Source organism: Flavobacterium piscis, assembly GCF_001686925.1.
Classification (GTDB): Bacteria; Bacteroidota; Bacteroidia; order Flavobacteriales; family Flavobacteriaceae; genus Flavobacterium; species Flavobacterium piscis.
Genome location: NZ_LVEN01000044.1, coordinates 112,479 through 135,384, shown reverse-complemented (window position 1 = coordinate 135,384; position 22,906 = coordinate 112,479). Strand labels below are relative to the sequence as shown.

Annotated in this window: 22 protein-coding genes; 5 read left to right on the top strand and 17 right to left on the bottom strand. The window is 33.4% G+C overall.

The features are described 5' to 3' along the window. Complete coding sequence (locus tag FLP_RS20300; RefSeq protein WP_065451317.1) at nt 1–2,205, bottom strand: B12-binding domain-containing radical SAM protein; 2,205 nt, start codon at nt 2,203–2,205, stop codon at nt 1–3. Between the two features lie 123 nt (nt 2,206–2,328). Here FLP_RS20300 and FLP_RS20295 point away from each other — a divergent pair, with 123 nt between their 5' ends. After that, nucleotides 2,329–4,923, top strand: a complete 2,595-nt coding sequence (locus tag FLP_RS20295) for a T9SS type B sorting domain-containing protein (protein ID WP_065451316.1) — start codon at nt 2,329–2,331, stop codon at nt 4,921–4,923. Between the two features lie 97 nt (nt 4,924–5,020). Here the strand turns inward: FLP_RS20295 and FLP_RS20290 are convergent, their stop codons facing one another. Beyond that, nucleotides 5,021–6,298 carry an MFS transporter gene (locus FLP_RS20290; RefSeq protein ID WP_065451315.1) on the bottom strand — a complete coding sequence of 426 codons (1,278 nt, stop codon included), beginning with the start codon at nt 6,296–6,298 and terminating at the stop codon, nt 5,021–5,023. 270 nt (nt 6,299–6,568) lie between these two features. On the opposite strand from FLP_RS20290, the gene bshC reads away from it, so the two are divergent. From bshC to FLP_RS20275, 3 genes are all read left to right on the top strand, one after another. Next, the gene (gene bshC / locus FLP_RS20285; RefSeq protein WP_065451314.1) at nt 6,569–8,158 is read left to right on the top strand and encodes a bacillithiol biosynthesis cysteine-adding enzyme BshC; all 1,590 of its coding nucleotides are present in this window, start codon (nt 6,569–6,571) and stop codon (nt 8,156–8,158) included. Between the two features lie 227 nt (nt 8,159–8,385). Further along, complete coding sequence (locus tag FLP_RS20280; protein ID WP_065451313.1) at nt 8,386–9,657, top strand: acyltransferase family protein; 1,272 nt, start codon at nt 8,386–8,388, stop codon at nt 9,655–9,657. Between the two features lie 216 nt (nt 9,658–9,873). Continuing rightward, nucleotides 9,874–10,293 (top strand): nucleoside-diphosphate kinase, encoded by a 420-nt coding sequence (locus tag FLP_RS20275; protein WP_065451312.1) that lies wholly within the window; start codon nt 9,874–9,876, stop codon nt 10,291–10,293. A gap of 98 nt (nt 10,294–10,391) precedes the next feature. On the opposite strand, the gene FLP_RS20270 is transcribed toward FLP_RS20275, so the two are convergent. Genes FLP_RS20270 through FLP_RS20260 form a run of 3 tightly spaced genes read right to left on the bottom strand, consistent with a single transcriptional unit; the run spans nt 10,392 to nt 11,612 of the window. Continuing rightward, nucleotides 10,392–10,862: a hypothetical protein gene (locus FLP_RS20270; RefSeq protein WP_065451311.1), complete on the bottom strand. Its 471-nt coding sequence runs from the start codon at nt 10,860–10,862 to the stop codon at nt 10,392–10,394. 32 nt (nt 10,863–10,894) lie between these two features. Beyond that, a complete protein-coding gene (locus tag FLP_RS20265) occupies nt 10,895–11,191 on the bottom strand; it encodes a DciA family protein (protein WP_065451310.1) in 297 nt (98 codons plus the stop codon). Beyond that, nucleotides 11,172–11,612: a lipocalin family protein gene (locus tag FLP_RS20260; protein ID WP_065451309.1), complete on the bottom strand. Its 441-nt coding sequence runs from the start codon at nt 11,610–11,612 to the stop codon at nt 11,172–11,174. The genes FLP_RS20265 and FLP_RS20260 overlap by 20 nt, the downstream gene beginning before the upstream one ends. Nucleotides 11,613–12,026: 414 nt before the next feature. On the opposite strand from FLP_RS20260, the gene FLP_RS20255 reads away from it, so the two are divergent. Continuing rightward, nucleotides 12,027–12,524, top strand: coding sequence for a hypothetical protein (locus FLP_RS20255; RefSeq protein WP_065451308.1), 498 nt, complete (start codon nt 12,027–12,029; stop codon nt 12,522–12,524). 12 nt (nt 12,525–12,536) lie between these two features. On the opposite strand, the gene FLP_RS20250 is transcribed toward FLP_RS20255, so the two are convergent. From FLP_RS20250 to FLP_RS20195, 12 genes are all read right to left on the bottom strand, one after another. Continuing rightward, entirely contained in the window at nt 12,537–13,133 is a 597-nt protein-coding gene (locus FLP_RS20250; RefSeq protein WP_065451307.1) for a Zn-dependent protease, read from the bottom strand. 260 nt (nt 13,134–13,393) lie between these two features. Continuing rightward, the gene (ftsY, locus tag FLP_RS20245; RefSeq protein ID WP_065451306.1) at nt 13,394–14,347 is read right to left on the bottom strand and encodes a signal recognition particle-docking protein FtsY; all 954 of its coding nucleotides are present in this window, start codon (nt 14,345–14,347) and stop codon (nt 13,394–13,396) included. 180 nt (nt 14,348–14,527) lie between these two features. Continuing rightward, nucleotides 14,528–14,680 carry a DUF4295 domain-containing protein gene (locus FLP_RS20240; RefSeq protein WP_007805819.1) on the bottom strand — a complete coding sequence of 51 codons (153 nt, stop codon included), beginning with the start codon at nt 14,678–14,680 and terminating at the stop codon, nt 14,528–14,530. 98 nt (nt 14,681–14,778) lie between these two features. Further along, nucleotides 14,779–14,961, bottom strand: coding sequence for a 50S ribosomal protein L33 (rpmG, locus tag FLP_RS20235; protein WP_008253902.1), 183 nt, complete (start codon nt 14,959–14,961; stop codon nt 14,779–14,781). A 27-nt stretch (nt 14,962–14,988) separates the two neighbouring features. Further along, nucleotides 14,989–15,225 (bottom strand): 50S ribosomal protein L28, encoded by a 237-nt coding sequence (gene rpmB / locus FLP_RS20230; protein ID WP_007805815.1) that lies wholly within the window; start codon nt 15,223–15,225, stop codon nt 14,989–14,991. 71 nt (nt 15,226–15,296) lie between these two features. Then, complete coding sequence (locus FLP_RS20225) at nt 15,297–16,550, bottom strand: CinA family nicotinamide mononucleotide deamidase-related protein (RefSeq protein ID WP_065451305.1); 1,254 nt, start codon at nt 16,548–16,550, stop codon at nt 15,297–15,299. Between the two features lie 229 nt (nt 16,551–16,779). Next, entirely contained in the window at nt 16,780–17,124 is a 345-nt protein-coding gene (locus tag FLP_RS20220; protein WP_065451304.1) for an Hpt domain-containing protein, read from the bottom strand. Continuing rightward, nucleotides 17,124–17,735 (bottom strand): fumarylacetoacetate hydrolase family protein, encoded by a 612-nt coding sequence (locus tag FLP_RS20215; protein ID WP_065451303.1) that lies wholly within the window; start codon nt 17,733–17,735, stop codon nt 17,124–17,126. Before FLP_RS20215 ends, FLP_RS20220 begins: the two co-directional genes overlap by 1 nt. A 92-nt stretch (nt 17,736–17,827) precedes the next feature. Continuing rightward, complete coding sequence (locus FLP_RS20210) at nt 17,828–18,598, bottom strand: 3'-5' exonuclease (protein WP_065451302.1); 771 nt, start codon at nt 18,596–18,598, stop codon at nt 17,828–17,830. Nucleotides 18,599–18,814: 216 nt separating this feature from the next. Further along, entirely contained in the window at nt 18,815–20,134 is a 1,320-nt protein-coding gene (locus FLP_RS20205; RefSeq protein ID WP_065451301.1) for a dihydrolipoamide acetyltransferase family protein, read from the bottom strand. Nucleotides 20,135–20,218: 84 nt separating this feature from the next. After that, nucleotides 20,219–21,382 (bottom strand): glycosyltransferase family 2 protein, encoded by a 1,164-nt coding sequence (locus tag FLP_RS20200; protein ID WP_065451300.1) that lies wholly within the window; start codon nt 21,380–21,382, stop codon nt 20,219–20,221. 30 nt (nt 21,383–21,412) lie between these two features. Further along, nucleotides 21,413–22,594 (bottom strand): BamA/TamA family outer membrane protein, encoded by a 1,182-nt coding sequence (locus FLP_RS20195; RefSeq protein WP_243397539.1) that lies wholly within the window; start codon nt 22,592–22,594, stop codon nt 21,413–21,415. Nucleotides 22,595–22,906: the final 312 nt, after the last annotated feature.

Sequence of the window (22,906 nt, the reverse complement as noted above, 5' to 3'; positions counted from 1 at the left end):
TTATAAAACCAGTAAACCAAATTCGCGTAAAGTATTAATAGGTTTTGAATACCAGAACAATTCAAAATCTTCTAAACTCATTTCAAAATCGGCTTTTACTTCCTGAAAAGTATAATTTTTAGCATTTGAGATTGTGATTTTAGTTAAAATCTCAACCAGCCATTCTCCTTCTTCTTTATTGGTCTGAATATTGAAACTTTCCTTTTTATCATGAAAAGTAAAAGTCATCATTTCCCAGGATCTCCCTTTTTTAGATTTTGTAAAATGTTCTGTAAAAGGCTTTCCTCCTAACCAAACTACTTTTGCATTTGGTTTTGTATTGAAGTCATTTCCTTCTTCAAGTGCATTAAAAATAAAATCAGGATCTATTTTTGTTTTCGGAATTTTAAAATCAAACCAATCCTGCAATTCGTAGTCAAAACAGATTCCGTGCATGAAATTAAAGAGCGATTTCTTTAATCCGAAACTAAATTTATCATGATTGATTCCTGTAGAATCTGTATAGTCGATATCGTTATTGGCAAAAGTTCCAATGGCTTCGGTCTTTTTTGTTACGCCAAATTTCTCGGGGTATAATCCAACCGGACTATGAGCCGTCATGGCAAACTGATGCCAAAATCCGGATTGCAAAATTCCCGCTTCGAATAACTGACGTACCATTTCAAGACTATCTACGGTTTCCTGAATGGTTTGTGTTGGATATCCGTACATTAAATACGCATGAACCATTATTCCGGCTTCGGTAAAATTTCGGGTTACTTTTGCAACTTGTTCCACCGTTACGCCTTTGTCAATTAATTTTAATAATCGATCTGAAGCTACTTCTAAACCTCCGGAAACAGCTATACAACCAGAAGCTTTTAGTAACAAACATAAATCTTTAGAAAAGCTTTTTTCAAATCGAATGTTTGTCCACCACGTAACAGCCAGTTTTCGACGTAAAATTTCCAACGCCAAAGCACGCATCAAAGCAGGCGGTGCAGCTTCATCGACAAAATGAAATCCATTTTGCCCTGTTTGCAGCATCATATCTTCCATTCGATCGCACAATAAATTGGCTGCAACCGGTTCGTATACTTTGATGTAATCTAAAGAAATATCACAAAAAGTACATTTTCCCCAATAACAACCGTGTGCCATGGTGAGTTTATTCCAGCGTCCGTCGCTCCACATTCTGTGCATTGGATTTACAATTTCGATAACCGAAATGTATTTATCCAAAGGCAAATCAGAATAATCGGGCGTTCCTACGTAGGATTGTTTATAATCGTGTTTTAGAGAATTGTTTTTGTACACTACTTTTCCATCTTCTAATAAAAAAGTTCTTTTATAAGAATTGGAATTTGGATTTTCTAAATTGAAAATTAATTCTTCTATTGGAACTTCTCCATCATCTAAAGTGATAAAATCGAAAAATTCAAAAACACGTGCATCCGAAAGTGAACGTAATTCGGTATTAGGAAAACCGCCTCCCATCGAAATTTTGATTTCGGGATGATTTTGTTTGATCCATTGTGCACATCTGAAAGCGCTGTATAAATTTCCCGGAAAGGGAACAGAAATCAGGAAAAATGTAGGCTGAATCGTTTCAATCTTCGCTTTTAAAATCGAAATTAAAATCACGTCGATATAAGTTGGTTCTTGCTGTAAAGCCTCGTACAATTCATCAAACGAATTAGCGCTTCGGCCCAAACGTTCAGCATATCGGCTAAATCCAAAATTTTCATCGACGCACTCAACAATATAATCGGATATATCTTCAAGATACAATGTTGCTAAATGTTTTGCTTTATCCTGAGTTCCCATGGTTCCAAATGCCCAATCGAGTTCTTCTAATTGTGCAAAACGAGAAGCTTCCGGCAGAAAATCTTCCTGACAAATTTGCAAGGCTAATGTTGGATTTTTTCCCTGTAGAAACTGAATAACAGCATCAATAGTTTTGATGTATTCATCCTGTAAAGCAAAAATACGTTTAGAGTTATCAGATGTTTCAGAACCTGAAACTTGGAACCTGAAACCTGAAACCTGAAACAAATCAATCAAACCTTTTTTCGAAAACAATTCTAAAATCACATCAATACCCAAATCAGCCTGAACCGATTCGATATTTTTTGTATTTAAAAATCCTTTTATATACGCTGTCGCCGGATACGGAGTATTCAGTTGGGTAAAAGGCGGCGTAACAACAAAAAGTTTGGTTTTCAAGACAAGATTATTTTTTTGCAAAAATACGTGATATTTAGAGACTTTTGAGGAAAAGATTCAACTTGTAATTTTAGTTTTATTTTGTAGATATTTAATTACATTTGTGACAACCAACTTCTTTATATGAAACAAAAATTACTTATATTATTTTTACTTTTTTTATTATTTTGTAATCGTACTAACGCTCAAGAGTTTCAGTGGGTAAGACAAATAGGAAACCAACAAACTGATGAAGCAGAATCAATAGAAGTGGATAATAGTGGTAATTCTTATTTTATTGGTGTTGCACAATCTTACACATACGATCTTGATCCAACTCCAAATGGAACTCAAATTATTGATAATCGTAGTACCCCATTTTCTCCATATGCAGATATTTATTTAGTAAAGCTATATGACAATGGTGATTTTGCCTGGGGAAAAACTTTTGGAGATCTAAAATCAAGTCAGTATGCATATAAAATAAAGATTGGAACTGACGGCAATCTTTATCTTTTTCTACAAACTACAGAGTTGGTTTCTAATCAAATCGACTCCTTCATCACAATTATAAAAATTTCTCCTGAAGGAAATGAATTATCAAAAATTAAAATTAAAAATCCCGGATCATTTTTTACCAATAACTTTGACATTGATAATCAAAATAATTTTCTAATCAGTGGATGGTTTGTAAACTCAAAAACTTTAAAATTCAACAATACGGATGTAAAATTTGAGTCACAAAATATCGCTTCCTACATTTTAAAGCTGGATAATTCCGGAAATTTTATTTGGAAAAAAATATTTGAAACTCCTCAATTATCTGATGTTAGTATTAAGACGAAACCAGACGGAAATATTATTGCTGTATTAAACACTTCAGACAATGGTTATCCCATGTGTTCGATATTAAATATTAATACAATCAATGCAAATGTTATTTGGGAAAAAAAATTATCGCAGCAAGCTATCAATACTTTTCATCTTGATCTTCAAGGAAATATCATTATCGCTGGAGCTAATGGGACTTTTCAGAGAACTATAGATGTTGATCCTTCACCAAATTTAGTAAATACTACTTCGCAAAAGTTTTTATTATGGCTTGACCGTGATGGTAAATTTCTGGATTTAAAAGAATATTTTGTTGCACAATTTTCTGCAGACTTTCGAATGTTGAAAATAGAAAATGATGCACAAAATAACATTTATTTGGTTGGTGATTTTGCAGGAAAAGTTGATGCTGATCCTTCGCCAAATGTTTTTTTCTTAGAAAATCCCCATGGGTCTATTCAATATGGATCTGGCTACGCAATAAAATTTGATTCTAATAGAAATTTTAATAAAGCTTATATGTTAATTTCTAATTACCGTTCGTTAGTAAAAGATGTTAAAGTTAAAAATAAAAGCATATATCTTTTAGGAGACTTTAACTCGGAATGCGATTTTGATCCTGGAACCGGTACTCAAATATTAAGCACTTTACATGGAGGAGTTGTAGTTACAACTGATGGTTTCATCGTTAAACTTAGCCCATGCGACCCATCGAAGCCTGATGGTGAAGAAAGTCAGCTTTTTTGTGCAAGTCAGAATGCAACAATTAATAATTTGGTTCCAAATTTTAGCGGAATAAAATGGTATGATAATGCTGTAAATGGAAATCTTCTTTCTTCCACAACAATACTTCAAGATGGAAAAATTTACTATGCTTCTCAGACATCAAACACTTGCGAAACTGAAAGATTAGCCGTTACTGTAACTCTAACAAATACTCCAACTGCACCCGTTGAAAATGAAAGTCCTATATTTTGTAAAAGCGAAAATGCAACTTTAGCCAATATCCAAATTTTAGGACAAAATATAAAATGGTACGAAACTGATATATCTAGTGCCAATTTACCCGTTACTACTCTATTAGAAAACGATAAAACATATTATGCTTCGCAAACTATTGGATGCGAAAGTGTAAAAACACCTGTTTTAGTTCAAATTTATGATACAGAGCAACCATCGGGAAATAACACCCAAACTTTTTGCAAAAATGAATTTAAAACTGTTAAAAATCTTACTATCGACGGAAGAGATCTTAAATATTATGATTCTCAAATAGGCGGAAATATCCTAGAAACAACAGATTTATTACAAAATGGCATTTATTACGCTACACAAACATTAAATAATTGTGAAAGCCCACGATTTGCCATAACAGTAAAAATACAAGAAACCCAAAATCCAATTGCTGATTCTCCGCAGACATTCTGTGTACAACAAAATGCTTCAATAAAAAGCATTAACATTACAGGGCAAAATATAAAATGGTATCAAATTACATCTTCAAATAATACTTTGTCTGAAACAACAGTTCTTCAAAACGGAATCACTTATTATGCCTCACAAACCATAAACAATTGCGAAAGCGACAGAATTCCCATTACCATAAATATTTTGGAAGCAACTCAGGGAGATTGTATCAATTTTGTAGACGAACTTCCTTTTCCTAAATTCTTTACACCAAATAATGATGGCTATAATGATACCTGGACAATAGATTTCGCTTATTTGAAACCGAATACAAGAATCAAAATATTTGATCGCTACGGAAAATTCATCAAGGAACTAAATTCTAATACTTCCTGGGACGGAACTTATCTTGGTACAAATGAACCCGCGTCAGATTATTGGTTTGCTGCAACAAGATTGAACGGGGAAGAATACAGGGGCCATTTTAGTTTGAAGAGATAGATTTAACTACAAAGTCCGCAATCACGATAATTATCAAGATTGCGGACTTTATATATATCTTTTGTTCCCGATAGCTATCAGGATTGCTATTAAACTTTTAAAATTTATGTTCCTCTTTACTAATGACCAAAAAGGCAAATAAAGAAATACATGCGGCGATTGTTAAATACAAACCTACATAACTTACGCTATAAGTTGAGGCAAGCCAAATTGCTATCATAGGCGCAAAAGCAGCACCCAAAATTCCTGCCAAATTAAAAGTTAAGGATGCACCAGAATAACGCACATTTGTTGGAAACAACTCTGACAAAAAAGTTCCCAATGGCCCATAAGTAAAGCCCATTAAAGCCATTCCGATACAGGCAAAAGTAGTTACTAACACCATATTTCCCGAACTTAAAAAATAAGAAAAGAAAAATCCGAAAATCGCGATCGCCACTGTAGCAATAATAAGCATTTTACGTCGGCCAATTTTATCTGCAACTACAGCCGAAACTGGAATAAAAATGGCGAAAAACAATACCGAAAACAACTGTATTAATAATCCGTCTCTTTTCACAATTCCTAAATCTGAAGTCGCCCAACTCAACGTAAAAACTGTCATTAAATAAAAAACCAAGAAAGTGGTAACAGCGGCAAAGGTTCCAAAAATAAGTTGATTTTTATACGACTTCACCAGTGTTAAAAAAGGAACTTTTACTTCTTCCTGTTCTTTTTTAGAATTTTCGAAAGAAGGAGTTTCGGTAATTTTTGTTCGAATGTAAAAGCCTATTACTACCAAAAGAGAACTAGCAATAAACGGAATCCTCCATCCGTAATCCATAAAATCTTCATTGCTCATAGAATCGGTTAAGAATAAGAAAGTGCCTCCTGAAAGTAATAATCCTATTGGAGCGCCCAATTGAGGAAACATTCCATACCAGGCACGTTTATTTGGTGGTGCATTTTCTATAGCCAATAAAACAGCTCCTCCCCATTCGCCTCCTAAACCTACGCCTTGTCCAAATCGGCACAGCATTAATAATAACGGAGCTGCAACGCCAATGCTGGCATAACTTGGTAAAAATCCAATGGTAACTGTCGAGATTCCCATTGTTAATAAAGCGGCAACCAAAGTAAATTTACGACCTATTTTATCTCCATAATGTCCAAAAAAAGCGGATCCTAGAGGACGTGATAAAAAAGCGATCGAAAAAGTAGCTAAAGATTCCAAAGTCGCTATCGTCGAATTAGAACCGGGGAAAAATAATTGTGGGAAGACCAATACTGCGGCATTGGCATAAATATAAAAATCAAAAAATTCAATTGTGGTTCCTATTAAAGAACCAAAAAGAACGTGTTTTAGTGAGTTCTTCTTTTTCGGGGTAGTTTCCATGTAAAATAGATATATCTTTTTTGATTACAAAAATAGAATTTAGCTATTAATAATTCATCTTTAGAACAAATACTTTTAAATGATCATCCATTTTTAACAACTTTACCGAATTTTCATTTTTATTTTAATACTGAAAAAACTCAACATTAAAAACTTGATTAGAGGAGCTTTAAAATAAAATTGAAAAATCAAATCATAAGCTATCGTTAAAACTGTTTTTCACTGCATATTTTCATTAAATTTACAGCTGTCAAAAATAAATTTAAAATTATGCCAACCGACTGTATCAGCTACCAAACTTCAGGATATTTCTCTAAATTGATGCAAGATTATTTAGATCAAAAATTAGAATTGAAGCCGCTGTACAACAACTTTCCAACTTTGGAAAACTTCGAAAAACAAATTGCCGAAAAAGCAGCCAACTTTGATAACAACAACCGAATCCCACTGGTTGAAACTTTGAGGAAGCAATACCAGAACATCGAAATTTCTGATTCGACAAAACAAAACATCGAACTTTTAGGGCTTCAAAACACGTATACCATTACCACCGGACATCAGTTAAATTTATTTAGCGGTCCCTTGTATTTCTTGTATAAAATTATCTCGACGATTAATCTTACCAAGGAATTAAAATTAAAATATCCATCGAATAATTTTGTGCCTGTTTATTGGATGGCGACAGAAGATCATGATTTTGAAGAGATCAATTATTTTAATTTTAAAGGAAAAAAATTCCGTTGGAATAAAGAAAGCAATGGTCCAGTTGGAAGACTTTCGACAGAAGGTTTAGCTGAATTTTTCGAAATTTATTCGTTAGAATTAGGATCAAGCACCAATGCCAGCGTTATAAAAAAACTGTTTGAAGAAGCGTATTTAAAACATAAAAACCTTGCCGATGCTACGCGATTTCTCGCCAATAGCTTATTTTCAAATTACGGCTTGGTAATTTTAGATGCAGATGATGCCAATTTAAAACAAGCTTTCATTCCGTACATCAAGGAAGAATTAGAGCAACAAACTTCTTTTAAAGCAGTTCAGGAAACTATAGAACAACTAAAGGATTATACGGTTCAGGTAAATCCTCGTGAAATAAATTTATTTTATATCGAAGATGATTTGCGTGAACGCATTATTTTCGAAAATGATAAATATTTTGTCAACAACACTAGAATGTCATTTTCTAAAGATGAAATTTTAAAAGTATTAGAAAGCAATCCCGAGAAATTTAGTCCAAACGTGATCATGCGTCCGTTGTATCAGGAAATTATTTTACCAAATTTGTGCTACATTGGCGGAGGCGGAGAAATTGCGTATTGGCTGGAATTAAAATCATTTTTTGAAGCTGTAAACATTACTTTTCCAATGCTTTTGGTTCGTAATTCTGTACTTTTAGCAACAGAAAAACAAGGTAAGAAAGCAGACAACCTAGGTTTAAGCTGGGCAGATTTATTCACAAAACCAGATAATTTAATAAACGCTATTACACATAAATTATCTGCATTTCCGATTGATTTAACACCTCAAAAAGAAATATTAGAAAAACAATTTGAATATCTTTATGAACTTGCGCAACAAACCGACAAATCATTTACGGGAGCTGTAAAAGCGCAGGAAGTAAAACAAAAGAAAGGATTAGACAATCTTGAAAAAAGATTATTAAAAGCCCAAAAACGAAAATTAGAGAACGAATTGCAACGTGTAACAGATTTACAATTCGAATTGTTTCCTAATCAGAGTTTACAGGAACGCCATACTAATTTCTCAGAATTTTATCTGGAAAAAGGTGAACAGTTAATTCCGCTTTTAATTCAAAAACTAAAACCATTAGAAACGAATTTTAATATAATTATGATATAAAAAAAAGTTTGCCACGAACTACACAAATTTCCAAGAATGTAAATTCTCAAAGGAAAAACATATTGCTTTTCCTTAAAAATTTAGTGTAAATTCGTTTAATTCGTGGCAAACAAAAACAATAAAGTAATAATCCTCAGAAACAAATAACCACCTCTTCTGAAATTATTGCCTCTCTAAACCAAATAGCAACTTTTTTAAACACAAAAATTAACCTATTTACCAAAATTATGACCAGAGAGCGCTTGATTTCATTGGATGTCTTTAGAGGACTGACTATTTTATTGATGACAATTGTAAATAACCCCGGAGACTGGGGAAATGTTTATCCTCCATTATTACACGCCGAATGGCACGGCTGCACCCTAACCGATTTAGTTTTTCCATTTTTTATTTTTATCATGGGAGTTGCAGTTCCTTTAGCAATGCCAGATAAATTTTATGACGGTACAACTTTCAACAAAATTTTAGTTCGTTCCTTACGAATGCTTTGTTTAGGAATTTTCTTCAACTTTTTCGGAAAAATACAGTTGTTCGGCCTTGAAGGTATACCGCTTCTTATTGGCAGACTTGCTATTACCATTGCCGTTGGTTATGCTTTAATGGGCAGTTTCAGTTCAAAAATCAAAAATATTTTAGCCTTTTCGATTCTGTTTATTTATCTGTTACTTGCTTATAGCGGTATCGAAGCATATCAAGACGTAAGACTTCCGGGAGTTTTACAGCGTATTGCAATTGTATATTTTGTTGTTTCTCTTTTGTATTTAAAAACATCCCAAAAAACGCAGATTATAACTGGAATCGTTTTATTGTTAGGTTATTGGGCCATAATGACATTAATTCCTGTTCCCGGAATTGGCGAAGCAAATCTTGAGAAAGGAACCAACTTAGCTTCATGGCTTGACAGTATTTTACTAAAAGGGCATATGTATCGAGGAACCGTAACCTGGGATCCGGAGGGAATTTTGAGTACGATTCCGTCAATCGTAAACGGAATTATCGGTTTATTGATTGGGCAACTTTTACAAACCAATATGATCAAAATTCAAAAAGCACAAAGAATGGGTATTATCGGTACAATACTTATCTTTTTTGGATTAATTTGGGATATCATTTTCCCTATCAACAAATCACTTTGGACCAGTAGCTACGTTCTGTACACGACAGGATTAGCGACAGTAGTTTTAACCATCTTATATTATATAATAGATATTGCTAATTATAAAAAAGGTTTCAAGCCTTTCCTGGTCTGGGGAGTAAACCCAATGATTGTTTTTTTTACCTCACAAATTATCCCGCAGGCTTTAGTAATGATCGAGTTTCAAAACCCGCATCATCCTGCAGAAAAAATAAATCTTTTAAATTATTTATATACTTTCGGAATTGCACCATTTTTCAACAATCCGATGACTGGTTCTTTAGCCGGAGCATTGGTTTATGTTGGCATTTGGACTTTCATATTGTGGGTATTCTACAAAAAGAAATTGATTTTTAAAGTTTAAAATTATCTCACCATATGTAGAGACGCACAACAGTGCGTCTTTTTTTACATCATTAAATGTTTTGCGCGAGATGCACTGCGGCGCATCTCTACCTATATGGTTTTAAAAAACAGCTTCTATTAGTCGAAACATCATTGTACCGTGTTTTAATTACGAATTAATTAAAATCAATTCATAAAAAAAGTATACTTTTGCACAAAATTTAATAAATATAAAATGGCAACTAATAGAACTTTTACAATGATTAAGCCAGATGCAGTTCAAAACGGACACATCGGTAATATCTTAGCAATGATTACTAATGGAGGTTTCAAAATCGTTTCATTAAAATTAACTCAACTAACTGTAGCTGATGCTCAGGCATTTTATGCAGTTCACTCAGCAAGACCTTTCTACGGAGAATTAGTTGAATTCATGTCTCGCGGACCAATTGTTGCTGCAATTTTAGAAAAAGACAACGCAGTAGAAGATTTCAGAACTTTAATTGGAGCTACAAATCCAGCTGAAGCTGCTGAAGGAACTATTCGTAAAGCATACGCAACTTCTATCGGAGAAAATGCAGTTCACGGTTCTGACAGCGACGAAAACGCTGCTATCGAAGGTGCATTTCATTTTGCCGGAAGAGAGCAATTCTAATATTAGTTTTCAGTCTCAGTGGCCGTTTTCAGTCACAGAAACGCATAAAAAAATCCTGTTTGCTTTACACAAACAGGATTTTCTTTTTATTTTCATTTTTACTTAAACAGCTCAGTACATTCGCCAGTAAAACTAGATTCTCTTTCACCCATATCGTTTAGCTTATCACTCAAAATCGATTTTAACTCTTCAAAATTACTGTGATAAAAACTTGAAATACTACCAATTCTTTTTCCATTTTTAAGAATAAAAAGAGATTCATAAACACCTCCTTTTGCTGATTCAATCAAAGTTATAAAACCATCTAAAGTCGTAAAATCGTAAACTACAGATTTTCCTGCTCCAAAATAACGTTTTACAATTACACTATCATCGTCAATCTCAACTTTATAAGCTCTCGTTCTAAAAACTGTCAGCCAAAAAAAGATAATAAAAGCCACAAACAGAACAGGCCACAACATACCTGCAACCCGAGATGTAGCCGAAAGATAAACAACCAAAAATGGCAATATAGTTATCCAGCAAATGATAAAGATTGCAAAAAAATTAAATTTAGATTTTATATTCATAATAAAAACTTCATTATCAACTCAAAAAAAGTCTATCTCAAAATTACATCTTTTACTACCTCGCGTCCCAACTCTTCATTGATCATTTTCACGATTTTAGTTTTTCCGTGACTTAGTTCTTCTCTCAACACTGCCGATGCCAGCTCTACATATAAAGTACTTCCCTTCAGGACAACATTTTTCGTATAAGTATTTACACCATTGCCCATCAACTGTCTCCAAGCCTCTTTTACATCAATCTGATCCATTCCGGGACCTAATTTATTCACCTGGATAATCTGTTGTAAAACAGCCCCAATCGTACTCTGATTATTTAGTCTTTTTGCCATCGTCTAATAAATTTACCGGTCCTGCTTTTTTATAATGATATTCTTTTTTCTCCTGATTTTTCACCACTAGCTTCTCGTCTGTTATTGAAATCAATTCCTCATTCCATTTTGCATAATCTGTTTTATAATCTAAGAAAACCTGGTCATCTTTAAACCGAACCGAAACATTTTCAAAAGAATCACTGGTCAAGAAAGTGCCATCAAGTTGTGGCATTACCTTCTTTCTAATTCCTTTATTATTTTTTATGTCAAAATAATCAAAACTTTCATTCATTTTGTAATCTTTGTCCTCGCCCTTATCAAAAACTACTTTTTCAATTTCCCAATAACCGTTTAATTTCGCAATATCTTCTGGTTTAATTTCCTGCTTACAGCTCACAAACAAAAGCGATAAAACCAAAACCATAAAAGTGTTTTTCATACTATATTTTATTAAAATTCAATAATTGTTACTCATAGCTTTCTTAAGTTTCAGTAGCAGAATTAGGAGCTATTTCCTGCTGTCCACTATATCTCTTGTGTCTCCCGATAGCTTTCGGGAACACCACAAAAGGATGCTGCTCCCATCAGGGCTAGGGGCCCTGTTTTCAAAAGAAAATTTTGCATCACAAAGTTAACTTTATAAAATTCAAATGAAATATTTATCTCTTAATTTTTACAGGATTTACAATAATAAAAAATAAAAAAATAACCTTATTAAAAACTTATTCTACCTGAAATTTGACTTTTACTGGCTATAAGAAAATTTAACATATCGCATCTTTGCATTTAATTTTTTTACTTTTTTTTATCACAATACTAAATACCAGATATTAAAGCTCATACAATAAACAAAATGAAAAAGATAGCACTATTTATTATCTTGATTTTAGTTTCCTGCACCAACAAAAGAAACAACATAACCGAGGCCAAAATCCAGGAATATAATCCAACTACAAATACAGTAGAAAAAACACTAACAGATTCCGTAAAAAACAACTTCTTAGATACAGAAAAAACGAAGAATTCACCCGTTAAGATTATTTCAGCAAGTTTGCTTAAAAATCAATATTCTGATCATAAAGACATAAAACTAACCTTCAAAAACACCACACCAAAAAACATTAAAGCCATTAAATTTGAATGGTACTGTGAAAATGTTTTTGATAAACCGGCAAGCGGACAGTTTTTCTTTGTAAAGGGAATAACAAGAGGACACACCGATGTCCTACTGAAGTCAAAAAAAATAGAATCTAAAATATGGGAAGATTTTTCGACAGATGCCTACACTATTCTAGCAGTAAGAGCCTATTACATTGCTTTTGCCGACGGGACAAAATGGGAACTTAAATAAAAAACATCTTATTTAAATCAAATTCCATCCCTTTTTTACCAGAAAGCTTTTGCAGCTGTCACAGAAATCATTTTCTTCATCGAGATGATTTCCACCTTCAGCGTCTCTCATTAGGCAGGTTTTTGTTTTACAATGAGACAAACCTTCTGTATGACCCAATTCATGAAAAACAACTTTATAAAATTGTTGATCTCTATTTTTCTTTGCCATTCTAAAATCCGAAACTACACAGGATTTACCAGGGCGGTAACCCAATCCCATAATTCCCCAATCTTTGATTCCGTTTTTAGTAGTACTAACATCAAAGTTTGACAAACCCACAATAACAGAATCGTTCCCAATATTATTACGAAGAGATTTTATAATACTATCAGCACGATACCTATTTCGAGGTTTATAATAAGAGTTTTCAGGAAAAGAAATATTAGGTCTTAAAATGACATTAGGATTAATTTCCTTAATTTGAATCAAAACTTTATTAGCCTGATCTAATTTAAAATTACCCAATGGCTGGATAACAATTACCTTACTTTTTGTAATTTCATTCTCATTCTTTGTATTTGTACAGGAAATCAAACCACAAATTAAAACAAGAAAAAAGTACTTCATAAGAAATAAGGATAAAACTCCAGTATTCAGTTTTATTTGCAATTAACTGTACAAAAACAAAAACGATTACTTCGTACGCAATCTTTTTAAGACTCCCATAAAAAAGAAAATCACTCCTAAAACCAATAACACATAGTAAAAAGACAAATTTTTATCTCGTAGTACATTTGCCAGTACAAAACAAACAACGCTTGCAAAATAAAAAGTAAGAGGCGTCATATTTTTTAAAGAAGAAAAACTCATTGAATTAGTTCAAAAAATTATTTAAAAAAACTATCTACAAATTCATATTTATTAAAGACCTGTAAATCCTCAATCCCCTCACCAACACCAATATATTTTACAGGAATCTGAAACTGGTCAGAAATACCAATTACAACACCACCTTTTGCAGTTCCGTCAAGTTTAGTTACAGCAAGAGAAGTTACCTCAGTTGCAGCAGTAAATTGCTTCGCTTGCTCAAAAGCATTTTGACCGGTAGAACCATCTAAAACTAGTAATACATCATGAGGCGCATCCGCAACCACTTTTTGCATCACACGTTTTACTTTAGTAAGCTCATTCATCAAATTAACTTTGTTGTGCAAACGTCCAGCAGTATCAATAATAACAACATCGGCATTTTGCGCTACAGCAGACTGCAAAGTGTCAAAAGCAACAGAAGCAGGATCACTTCCCATATTTTGTCTCACAATAGGCACATCTACACGATCTGCCCAAACTTGCAATTGATCGATAGCAGCAGCACGAAAAGTATCTGCAGCACCTAAAACAACTTTATAACCCGCTTTTTTAAACTGATAAGCCAGTTTACCAATTGTAGTTGTTTTACCAACTCCGTTTACTCCCACCACCATTAAAACGTATGGTTTTTTATCTTTCGGAATTTCGAATTCGGTCGCTTCTCCAGTATTGGTTTCAGATAATAAAGCACCAATTTCTTCACGAAGAATCTGGTTCAGTTCCTCTGTTCCTAAATATTTGTCTTCAGCAACGCGTTTTTCGATTCTTGAGATTATCTTAAGTGTTGTATTTACACCAACATCAGAAGCAACAAGAATTTCTTCCAAATCATCCAGAACGTCGTCATCGACTTTAGATTTTCCGGCAACGGCTTTGCTTAACTTTGAGAAAAAAGTAGTTTTTGATTTTTCAAGACCTTTGTCTAAAGTCTCTTTTTTATCAGTAGAGAATAATTTTTTAAAAAAACTCATTTTTTTGTAGATTATTAGATTGTTAGACTTCTAGATTTTAAATTATCTGAAATCTTAATCTTTAAAGAAGGCCTATTAAAAAAAACATATTGTTCTCCTTCTTTAAATTTCTAGACAAATATAAAAAATAAAAAAGCTACTTCCGAATGAAAGTAGCTTTTCTATATAATGTAATTGTAATTATTTCTTTTTCAAGAAAGTATCAACTTCTTCAGGAGCCATAATAGATTCTACGAATGTATATGCACCAGTTTTAGGAGATTTCACCATTTTGATGGCTTTTGATAATCTCTTAGAAGATGTTTGTAACGATGCTACGGTTTTCTTTGCCATGATTCAAATGTTATTGAAATTCAATAAATCTTCAAGTATTACCTACTATAACTAAATAGTAACGTATTACTTTTGAGATCTACAAAAATCTCTAATTATTACTTAATTTCTTTGTGAACAGTTACGCGTTTCAAGATTGGATTAAATTTTTTAATCTCTAATCTGTCCGGAGTATTTTTTTTGTTCTTAGTTGTAATGTATCTTGAAGTACCTGGAACACCAGAAGTCTTGTGCTCAGTACATTCTAAAATTACCTGGATTCTATTACCTTTCTTTGCCATCTTGCTATATATTTATTTAGGAAAAGATTATTTGATAAATCCTTCTGACTGCGCTTTTTTCAAAACAGCAGAAATTCCATTTTTATTAATTGTTTTTATCGTAGATGCTGCTACTCTAAGAGTAATCCATCTATCTTCTTCTGGAAGATAAAAACGCTTTTTAACTAAGTTTACAGAAAATTTTCTCTTAGTTTTGTTCATAGCGTGAGAAACGTTATTTCCTACCATCGCTCTTTTACCTGTAAGGTCACAAACTCTTGACATTATACTTATCTTTTATCGTTATTCAAAATCAGGGTGCAAAGAAAAGAAAAATAAACGATTGAAACAAAAAATTATAGCACATTTTTTAAAATTTCTTTCTGTAATATTTCTAAACTCTTAATCACGGCTCTATCTATCACTTTTTCACGTGGTTGGCCAAAATTAAATTCTTCAACAATTATACCGTTTGGAGTAGCCAAAGCGATAAAAACAGCTCCAATTTCAGCATCAGAGTCACCTTTTGTCGGTCCGGCGTTCCCGGTTGTGGCAATTGCATAGTCTGTTTTGAGTATCTCTTTCACATTCAAAGCCATAGCCGATGCAACCTCCGCGCTAACTACCGAAAATTGGTCGACTAAATCCTGCGAGATACCGAGAACACTAACCTTCGCCTCTGTTGCATACGAAACTACACTGCCCTTAAAGTAGTTAGAAGCTCCGGGAACAGCAGACAGAACAGCAGCTATTTTTCCGCCTGTAAAACTTTCCGCGGTTGCAATGGTTTTATTTTGTTTTGTCAATATTTTACCCACTACAGATTCGATCGTTTCATTTTCTTCGTATCCCACTATAATATCATGAATGATAGCATCTAATGATTTTACATTTTCTTCTATCGCTGCTTCTAAAAGTTCTTTATTCGTTCCTCTGGCAGACAAACGCAGCCGCACCCGGCCCGGATTTGGCAAATAAGCCAACTTAATGAATTCAGGCAAATTATTCTCCCAATGTTCGATACGCTCTGCCACTAGACTCTCGCCCTGACCATAGGTTAAAATAGTTTTATGAATAATATACGGGCGCTTGTATTCACGAACAATTTTAGGAATTATTTCTTCCTCTACCAAATATTTCATTTCGTACGGAACTCCCGGAAGCGATATAAATACCGTATCTTCTTTCTTCATCCACATTCCCGGCGCAGTTCCCATTTTGTTGTGCAAAACGGTACATTTTGACGGAACCAGTGCCTGATCTTTATTTAATTGTGAAATAGGTCTCTTATAAAAACCTTCGATCAATTCGGTCACGTGAGCCAAAACTTCGGGATTTACGACTAATTCATCATCAAAATAATCGCAGAATGTTTTTTTGGTAACATCGTCCTTTGTTGGCCCTAAACCTCCTGTTACAATCACAACATCAACTTTGTTTTGCAATTGTGCAAAAGTGTCTAAAATGTGTTTTTTATCATCGCTTATCGAGATCATTTCATGAACTTCGACACCGATTCGATCGAGTGATTTAGCGATAAAACCTGAATTTGTATCTACAATCTGACCTATTAAAATTTCGTCTCCAATAGTAATGATAGTTGCTTTCATAGCTGTGGAATATTTTTACTTACTTATTGTAAGTCATTATTATAAAGTAGGTTTTTTGCCGCAATGATTATGCGTGAGGGGTAGTAGCGGCATTCTTTTGTTACGAAAAGAAACGCCTTTTTTAAATAAAAAATTTCCGAAACAAAAGATATAACGTCCCGAAACGTTGGGATCGACCCTGTTTTTGTATTAAATTAAAAAAGAGCAAAAACAGGGGCACGCCCAAATTTTACAAATCGAAATCTTTTTTAATTTCCTTGATAGCATCTTTTACCTGCACTCTTATACTTTTAAAAGTTTCGATAATTTCTTTTTTCTTGCCTTCTGCCTTTGTCCAGGCTTCGACTTGCAGAATTTCTTCAAAAGCAACATTTAAACCCATCAAATCTAATGTTGGTTTTATTTTGTGTGCATAAGAATATGCATATTTATGATCTTTTTTCTTGATTCCTTCTTTGATTTGTTTTAAATCCTCCGGAACTTCGGTAACAAATAATTTTAGAATTTCGTTTACAAATTCAGGATCATTGTCTGAAAGCGCATACACTTTCGAAAGGTTGTATTTTAAAGCCATTATTTTACTTGTATTCTAAATAATTTTTTATCTTCTAAAAAGCCTTCTAAAACATCATTTGGTTTAACCGAAGCTACACCCTCAGGAGTTCCTGTAAAAATAATATCGCCTATTTTTAAAGTAAAAAATTGCGATACATAAGATACAAGCTCATCAATTTTCCAGAGCATGAAACTTGTATTCCCTTTTTGAACTGTTTCAGAATTGTTTGTTAACTCAAATGTAAGATTTTCCATCGAAATAAAATCTGTTTTAGGTAAAAAATCTCCAATTACCGCAGATCCATCAAAGGCTTTTGCTTTTTCCCAAGGTAACCCTTTTGCTTTCAATTTATCCTGTAAATCCCTGGCAGTAAAATCAATACCTACACTTATCTCGTCATAGTATTTGTGCGCAAACTTAGGCTCAATGTACTTTCCTACTTTGTTAATTTTAACAATTATCTCTATTTCGTGATGAATTTCTTCAGAAAATTCAGGAATTACAAATGGATGCTGCTTTAACAAAACTGCCGAATCCGGTTTCATAAAAACCACCGGCTCTGCTGGCCGCTCGTTTTTTAATTCCTCAATATGATTGGTATAATTTCTACCGATACAAATAATCTTCATTTCTTTTATGAGTTGCTAAGATGCTAAGTCGATAAGGATCTAAGAAAAATGCAAAAAAACTTAGCATCTCAGAACCTTAGTGACTTAGTACCTTATTTAGTATTTAACTTTCTTAATTTAATTGCTGTTAAAACCTTTTTAGTATACAATGGAAAATCAGCATTTTGAATCCAGCTAAAATATCCTGGTTCTGTTTCAAGAATTTTATCAACCTTGGCTCCTTTGTGTTTTCCGAAGGTAAAGATTTCTTCGTTGTCTTTATCAAAAGCAATCATTCCTGCAAAATCGGCGATTTTTTTACGGGTTGTAAATTCAGACAATGATTTCATGTCATTCTCTAAATCAGGGTAACGATCTAGTTGTGCTTTTAAAATTTCATAGGTTGCCATTGTATCTGCTTCTGCAGAATGCGCGTTTTCTAAACTTTTTCCGCAGTAAAATTTTAGTGCAGCACTTAGTGTACGTTCTTCCATTTTATGAAAAATAGTCTGCACATCTACCGACACTTTATTTTTCATATCAAAATCTACTCCGGCACGAAGTAATTCTTCAGCCAAAAGCGGAATATCAAAACGATCTGAATTAAAACCTCCCAAATCACTATCCTTAATCATATTATGAATTTGCGCTGCCAATTCATTAAAAGTAGGTTCGTTGGCAACTTTTTCATCGGTGATACCGTGAACGGCGGTTGTTTGCGGCGGAATTGGAATTGTTGGATTCACCAACCAGGTTTTACTTTCTTTATTTCCGTTTGGAAAAACTTTGAATATCGAAATTTCTACGATTCGATCTTTACCAATATCAATTCCGGTTGTTTCAAGATCAAAAAAGCAAATTGGTTTGTTGAGTTTCAGTTCCATTTTTTAATTTTATAAGATTACAAATGTAATTTTTAAAGCCGAATTTCCTCTTTTATTCTTGATTTTTTTAAACAAAAATCAACTCAATTTTATGATTTTAACTTTTAAATTCATTCTTAGAGAATAGCTTTCTTCATTTCTTAACCTTTTCTTACAAAACAAAAAACCCGGAAAATCATTAAAATTTTCCGGGCTTGAATTTACTTTTATATGATTTTAATAATCTCTGTCTACATCAAAAGCTTCTAAATATTCAGCTACTCTTTTTACAAAACTTCCACCCAAAGCTCCATCTACAACTCTGTGATCGTAAGAGTGTGATAAGAACATTTTTTGACGAATTCCGATAAAATCACCTTCAGGAGTTTCGATAACCGCAGGCACTTTACGAATTGCACCAAGGGCAAGAATTCCAACTTGTGGCTGATTGATAATTGGCGTACCAAAAACACTACCAAAAGTTCCCACATTCGTTACAGTGTAAGTTCCGCCTTGTGTATCGTCTGGTTTTAGTTTTCCTGCTTTTGCACGGTTTCCTAAATCATTAACCGCTTTTGCCATTCCAACCAGATTCAACTGATCTGCATTTTTAATTACCGGAACAATTAAGTTTCCGTTTGGTAAAGCCGCAGCCATTCCTAAGTTTATATTTTTCTTTTTGATGATATAATCACCATCTACAGAAATATTCATTCCCGGGAAATCTTTTAATGCTTTTGCAACCGCTTCCATCATAATTGGGGTAAAAGTCAGCTTCTCGCCTTCTCTCTTTTCGAAAGCCGTTTTTACTTTTTCTCTCCATTTTACAATATTCGTTACATCAACTTCAATAAAAGATTGTACGTGAGCTGAAGTTTGCACCGAAGCCGTCATGTATCCTGAAATCAGTTTACGCATTCTGTCCATTTCGATGATTTCGTCACCTCCATTTACAGAAACCGGAACCGCTTGTTGACTTTTTTGAACCGGAGCCGATACTGGCTGTGTTGCTTTTGGAGCTTCTACAACTGCTTTTGGTGTTTCAACACCTGATTTGCGGTTTTCAATATATTTTAAAATATCTTCTTTTGTTACTCGGCCATCTTTTCCTGAACCTGCAATACTTTCCAATTCAGCAATAGAAATCCCTTCTTCTTTTGCAATATTTTTTACTAATGGAGAAAAGAATTTATCTGACGCTGTAAAATCCTTAGGAGTAGTGAAGGTATCTTTAACTGTTTCGATCGTGTTTTCAATTTCTGCAACTTCGGCAGCAAAGGCTTGCTCTTCAACTGCTTTTACAGCCGGAGCATCACCTTCAGTTTCAATAATCGCAATGGTTTGTCCTACCTGAACCAAATCATCTTTGCCAAACAATTGTTCAACCAAAATTCCTGAAACTTCACTTGGCACTTCACTGTCAACTTTATCAGTTGCAATTTCCAGTACTGCTTCGTCAGCTTCAATTTTGTCTCCCACTTCTTTCAACCAGTTGGTAATAGTTGCTTCAGCGACACTCTCTCCCATTTTAGGAAGTTTTAATTCAAATCTTGCCATATTGTTAATCTAAAGGATGATTTTGATTTTCTGATTGCGAAATTACTGAATATTTTAAATATAAATTACACTTAATTTAATTTTTTACTCAATTTTTATAATTTGCCCTCTGTCATTTCGGGAATTACTCCCAATAATAAAATTTGTGTTTTTGGGGAAAATCTTAAAAGTAACGTTCTTATCCTTAAGAGTTTTTATGATTTTGATACATTTTTTGAATGAAACATACTGATTATCCAAAATAATCTCCACCTTTTTACCCTTAAAAATCAGGGACGAATTTACCATTTTTTCTTTTTTTAAATCTAAAAACCGTACTTTATTTTTTAAAATAGAAGGTAATTTTTCAGACAAATATTTATTTGAAGAGTAAAAAATGATACTTTCAGGCAATGGTTTTGCCTTGGTTTTTCCCTGAAACATTTTTATAAAAGAGAAAAACCAAATACCAATTTGGATAAAAAATTCAAAAAACCAGGATTTCTTAAAATGTTTTTGATAAAAGAAATTCATCGCTTCCTGAAACCGTTGCATGTATTTTTCGTCTTTTACCGTACTTTCGCCTTTATAGTGCAAAACAGTTGTTTCATGAAAGTAGAAATTCGTTTTTTGTTGCTGTAACACCCTATACGACAAATCGATATCATCAGCATACATAAAACATTTTTCATCAAAACCGCCAAGTTCTCTGTATAAATCTCGTTGCATAAACATAAAAGCCCCAACAAGGATATCTACTTTTCCAGTTTCGTTTTTTCGTAAATGCTGGGCATAATATTGATTAAAGAGTTTCCATTTTGGAAAAACTTTATATAAGCCAAAAACTTTTGTAAACGCCACCCAGGGCGTTGGAATGCCGCGTTTGCTTTCCGGTAGAAAATTTCCTGTTCCGTCAATTAATTTACAACCTACGATTCCAAGATTGATTTGCCTTTCGGCGAAAGCCAAAATCTTTATAAAGGTATCCCCTGCAACAACGGTATCCGGATTTAAAATGCAAATGTATTTTCCAGAAGCTTGCTCAACCCCGATATTATTTCCTTTTGGAAAACCAAAATTCGCATCATTCTCAATTAATTTTACATCAGGAAATTTACTTTTCATCATCAAACAACTCTCATCAGACGAATTATTATCTACTACAATAATTTCGGCATCAAGTTTAGAAAGTGCTTCCTGAACACTTAAAACACATTGTTCCAGAAAGTAACGAACATTATAATTAAGAATAATTACCGATAATTGCATGAAAAACGAAGGAATTGATTTTTGGGAAAGTTAGAAATTTTCGGCCAAACCCAATCGCAATGACCAATCGTTTTTACTAACACCAAAATCAAGCACCAGATTACTATTATTTTTTTTGTTCCATTTAATGCGCAAACCTGTACCAATAGCGGGATTCCATTTCTTAAAATCATAAGTATCCAATTTTGAAACCGAAGAAAGATTGGCGAAAAATACAGCGCCCCAAAATCCGTTTTTAGAAATATCGGTTCGATATTCGCTTTCAAAATAAAGCAATGCATTACTGCGGAATCTGTTTCTGGTAAAACCTCGGCCTGTTTTCCCGTCGCGGTCCCAGCCAATACTTGGCAAGTCGAGATAATGTGGTTTTCCGCCAAAAGTCGACCAATAAAAAGCTCTGTAAGCAAGAACTCTGTGTTTGTATTTACTAAAAGAGTGGTATTTTCGGGCATCAAAATAGATTGATTTCCATTTTTGTCCATCTACTCCACTGGTATTCATTCTATAATCTGCTTCGACATACAAACCCTGTTCCGGATTTACGTTGTTTTTTCTCGAATCGTACAATCCCTGAATGGCAACACCAAAAGAAGTTTCGTCAGAGAAATCGCCGTTCATATATTTCACATAATCGGTTTGATCATCAATATAAGAATCTTCAGAAATATTTTGATAATTATCATACAACAATCCTAAACCCAGCCGAAAATCTCCAATAATTTTTCGGGTTGCAAATTGATAAAAACGCCATTGCTGATAATCAAGAGTCGACATTTCTTTGTCTGTATTATGGCCGCCCAATCCGTAAGTATCCTGCGGATAAATCATAAAACGATAATCTCCAATAAAATTCCAGTTGTTGTTTTTGGTATAAATATAGGATTGAACAGGAAAAACATATTGTTTGGTAAAACTAAAATAAGGCGAAAAAGTAACCTGAGACATTCTCGTTGTATTACTGTCTCCAAGATAAAAAGTCGTTAAAAATGAAACTACTAATCCAGCATTTTTATTTGCATCTATAGGAACAGGAAGCAGAGAAAAGGCTACTTTTTTATCAGAATTTATTCGAAGCGAATCATTTTTATGAAAGAGCTGATACAAAACATCTAAAATATCTTTTTTGCTTTTCGCGATAGAATCATTTTGCGAATAACAAAAAGGCATCAGGAAAAAGAAAAATAAAACTGTAAGAGATTTTAGATTTTTCATTTCATAAAACTTTAAGAAACAAGTTCTTACAAATTTAAAATTAATTTTAAAAATGCAGCTGTTTTAGAAATAATAATAAAAAGAAAATCCTAACAGACACTAAGTTCGCAAAGCTTTGTGTTTATAGCTCTGCGAACTTAGCGGTTATATTTTGCCACTGATTATCAAGATTAAGAGGATTTCTCAAATTGCAATTCTAAAAAAACAAAATTTGCGTCTTCGCGACTTTGCGAACATATTAAAATCCAGCTTTAAAAAAACTTTACGAACTTTGCGTAAATCTTAGCGCCCTTTGCGGTTAAATTCTCATTA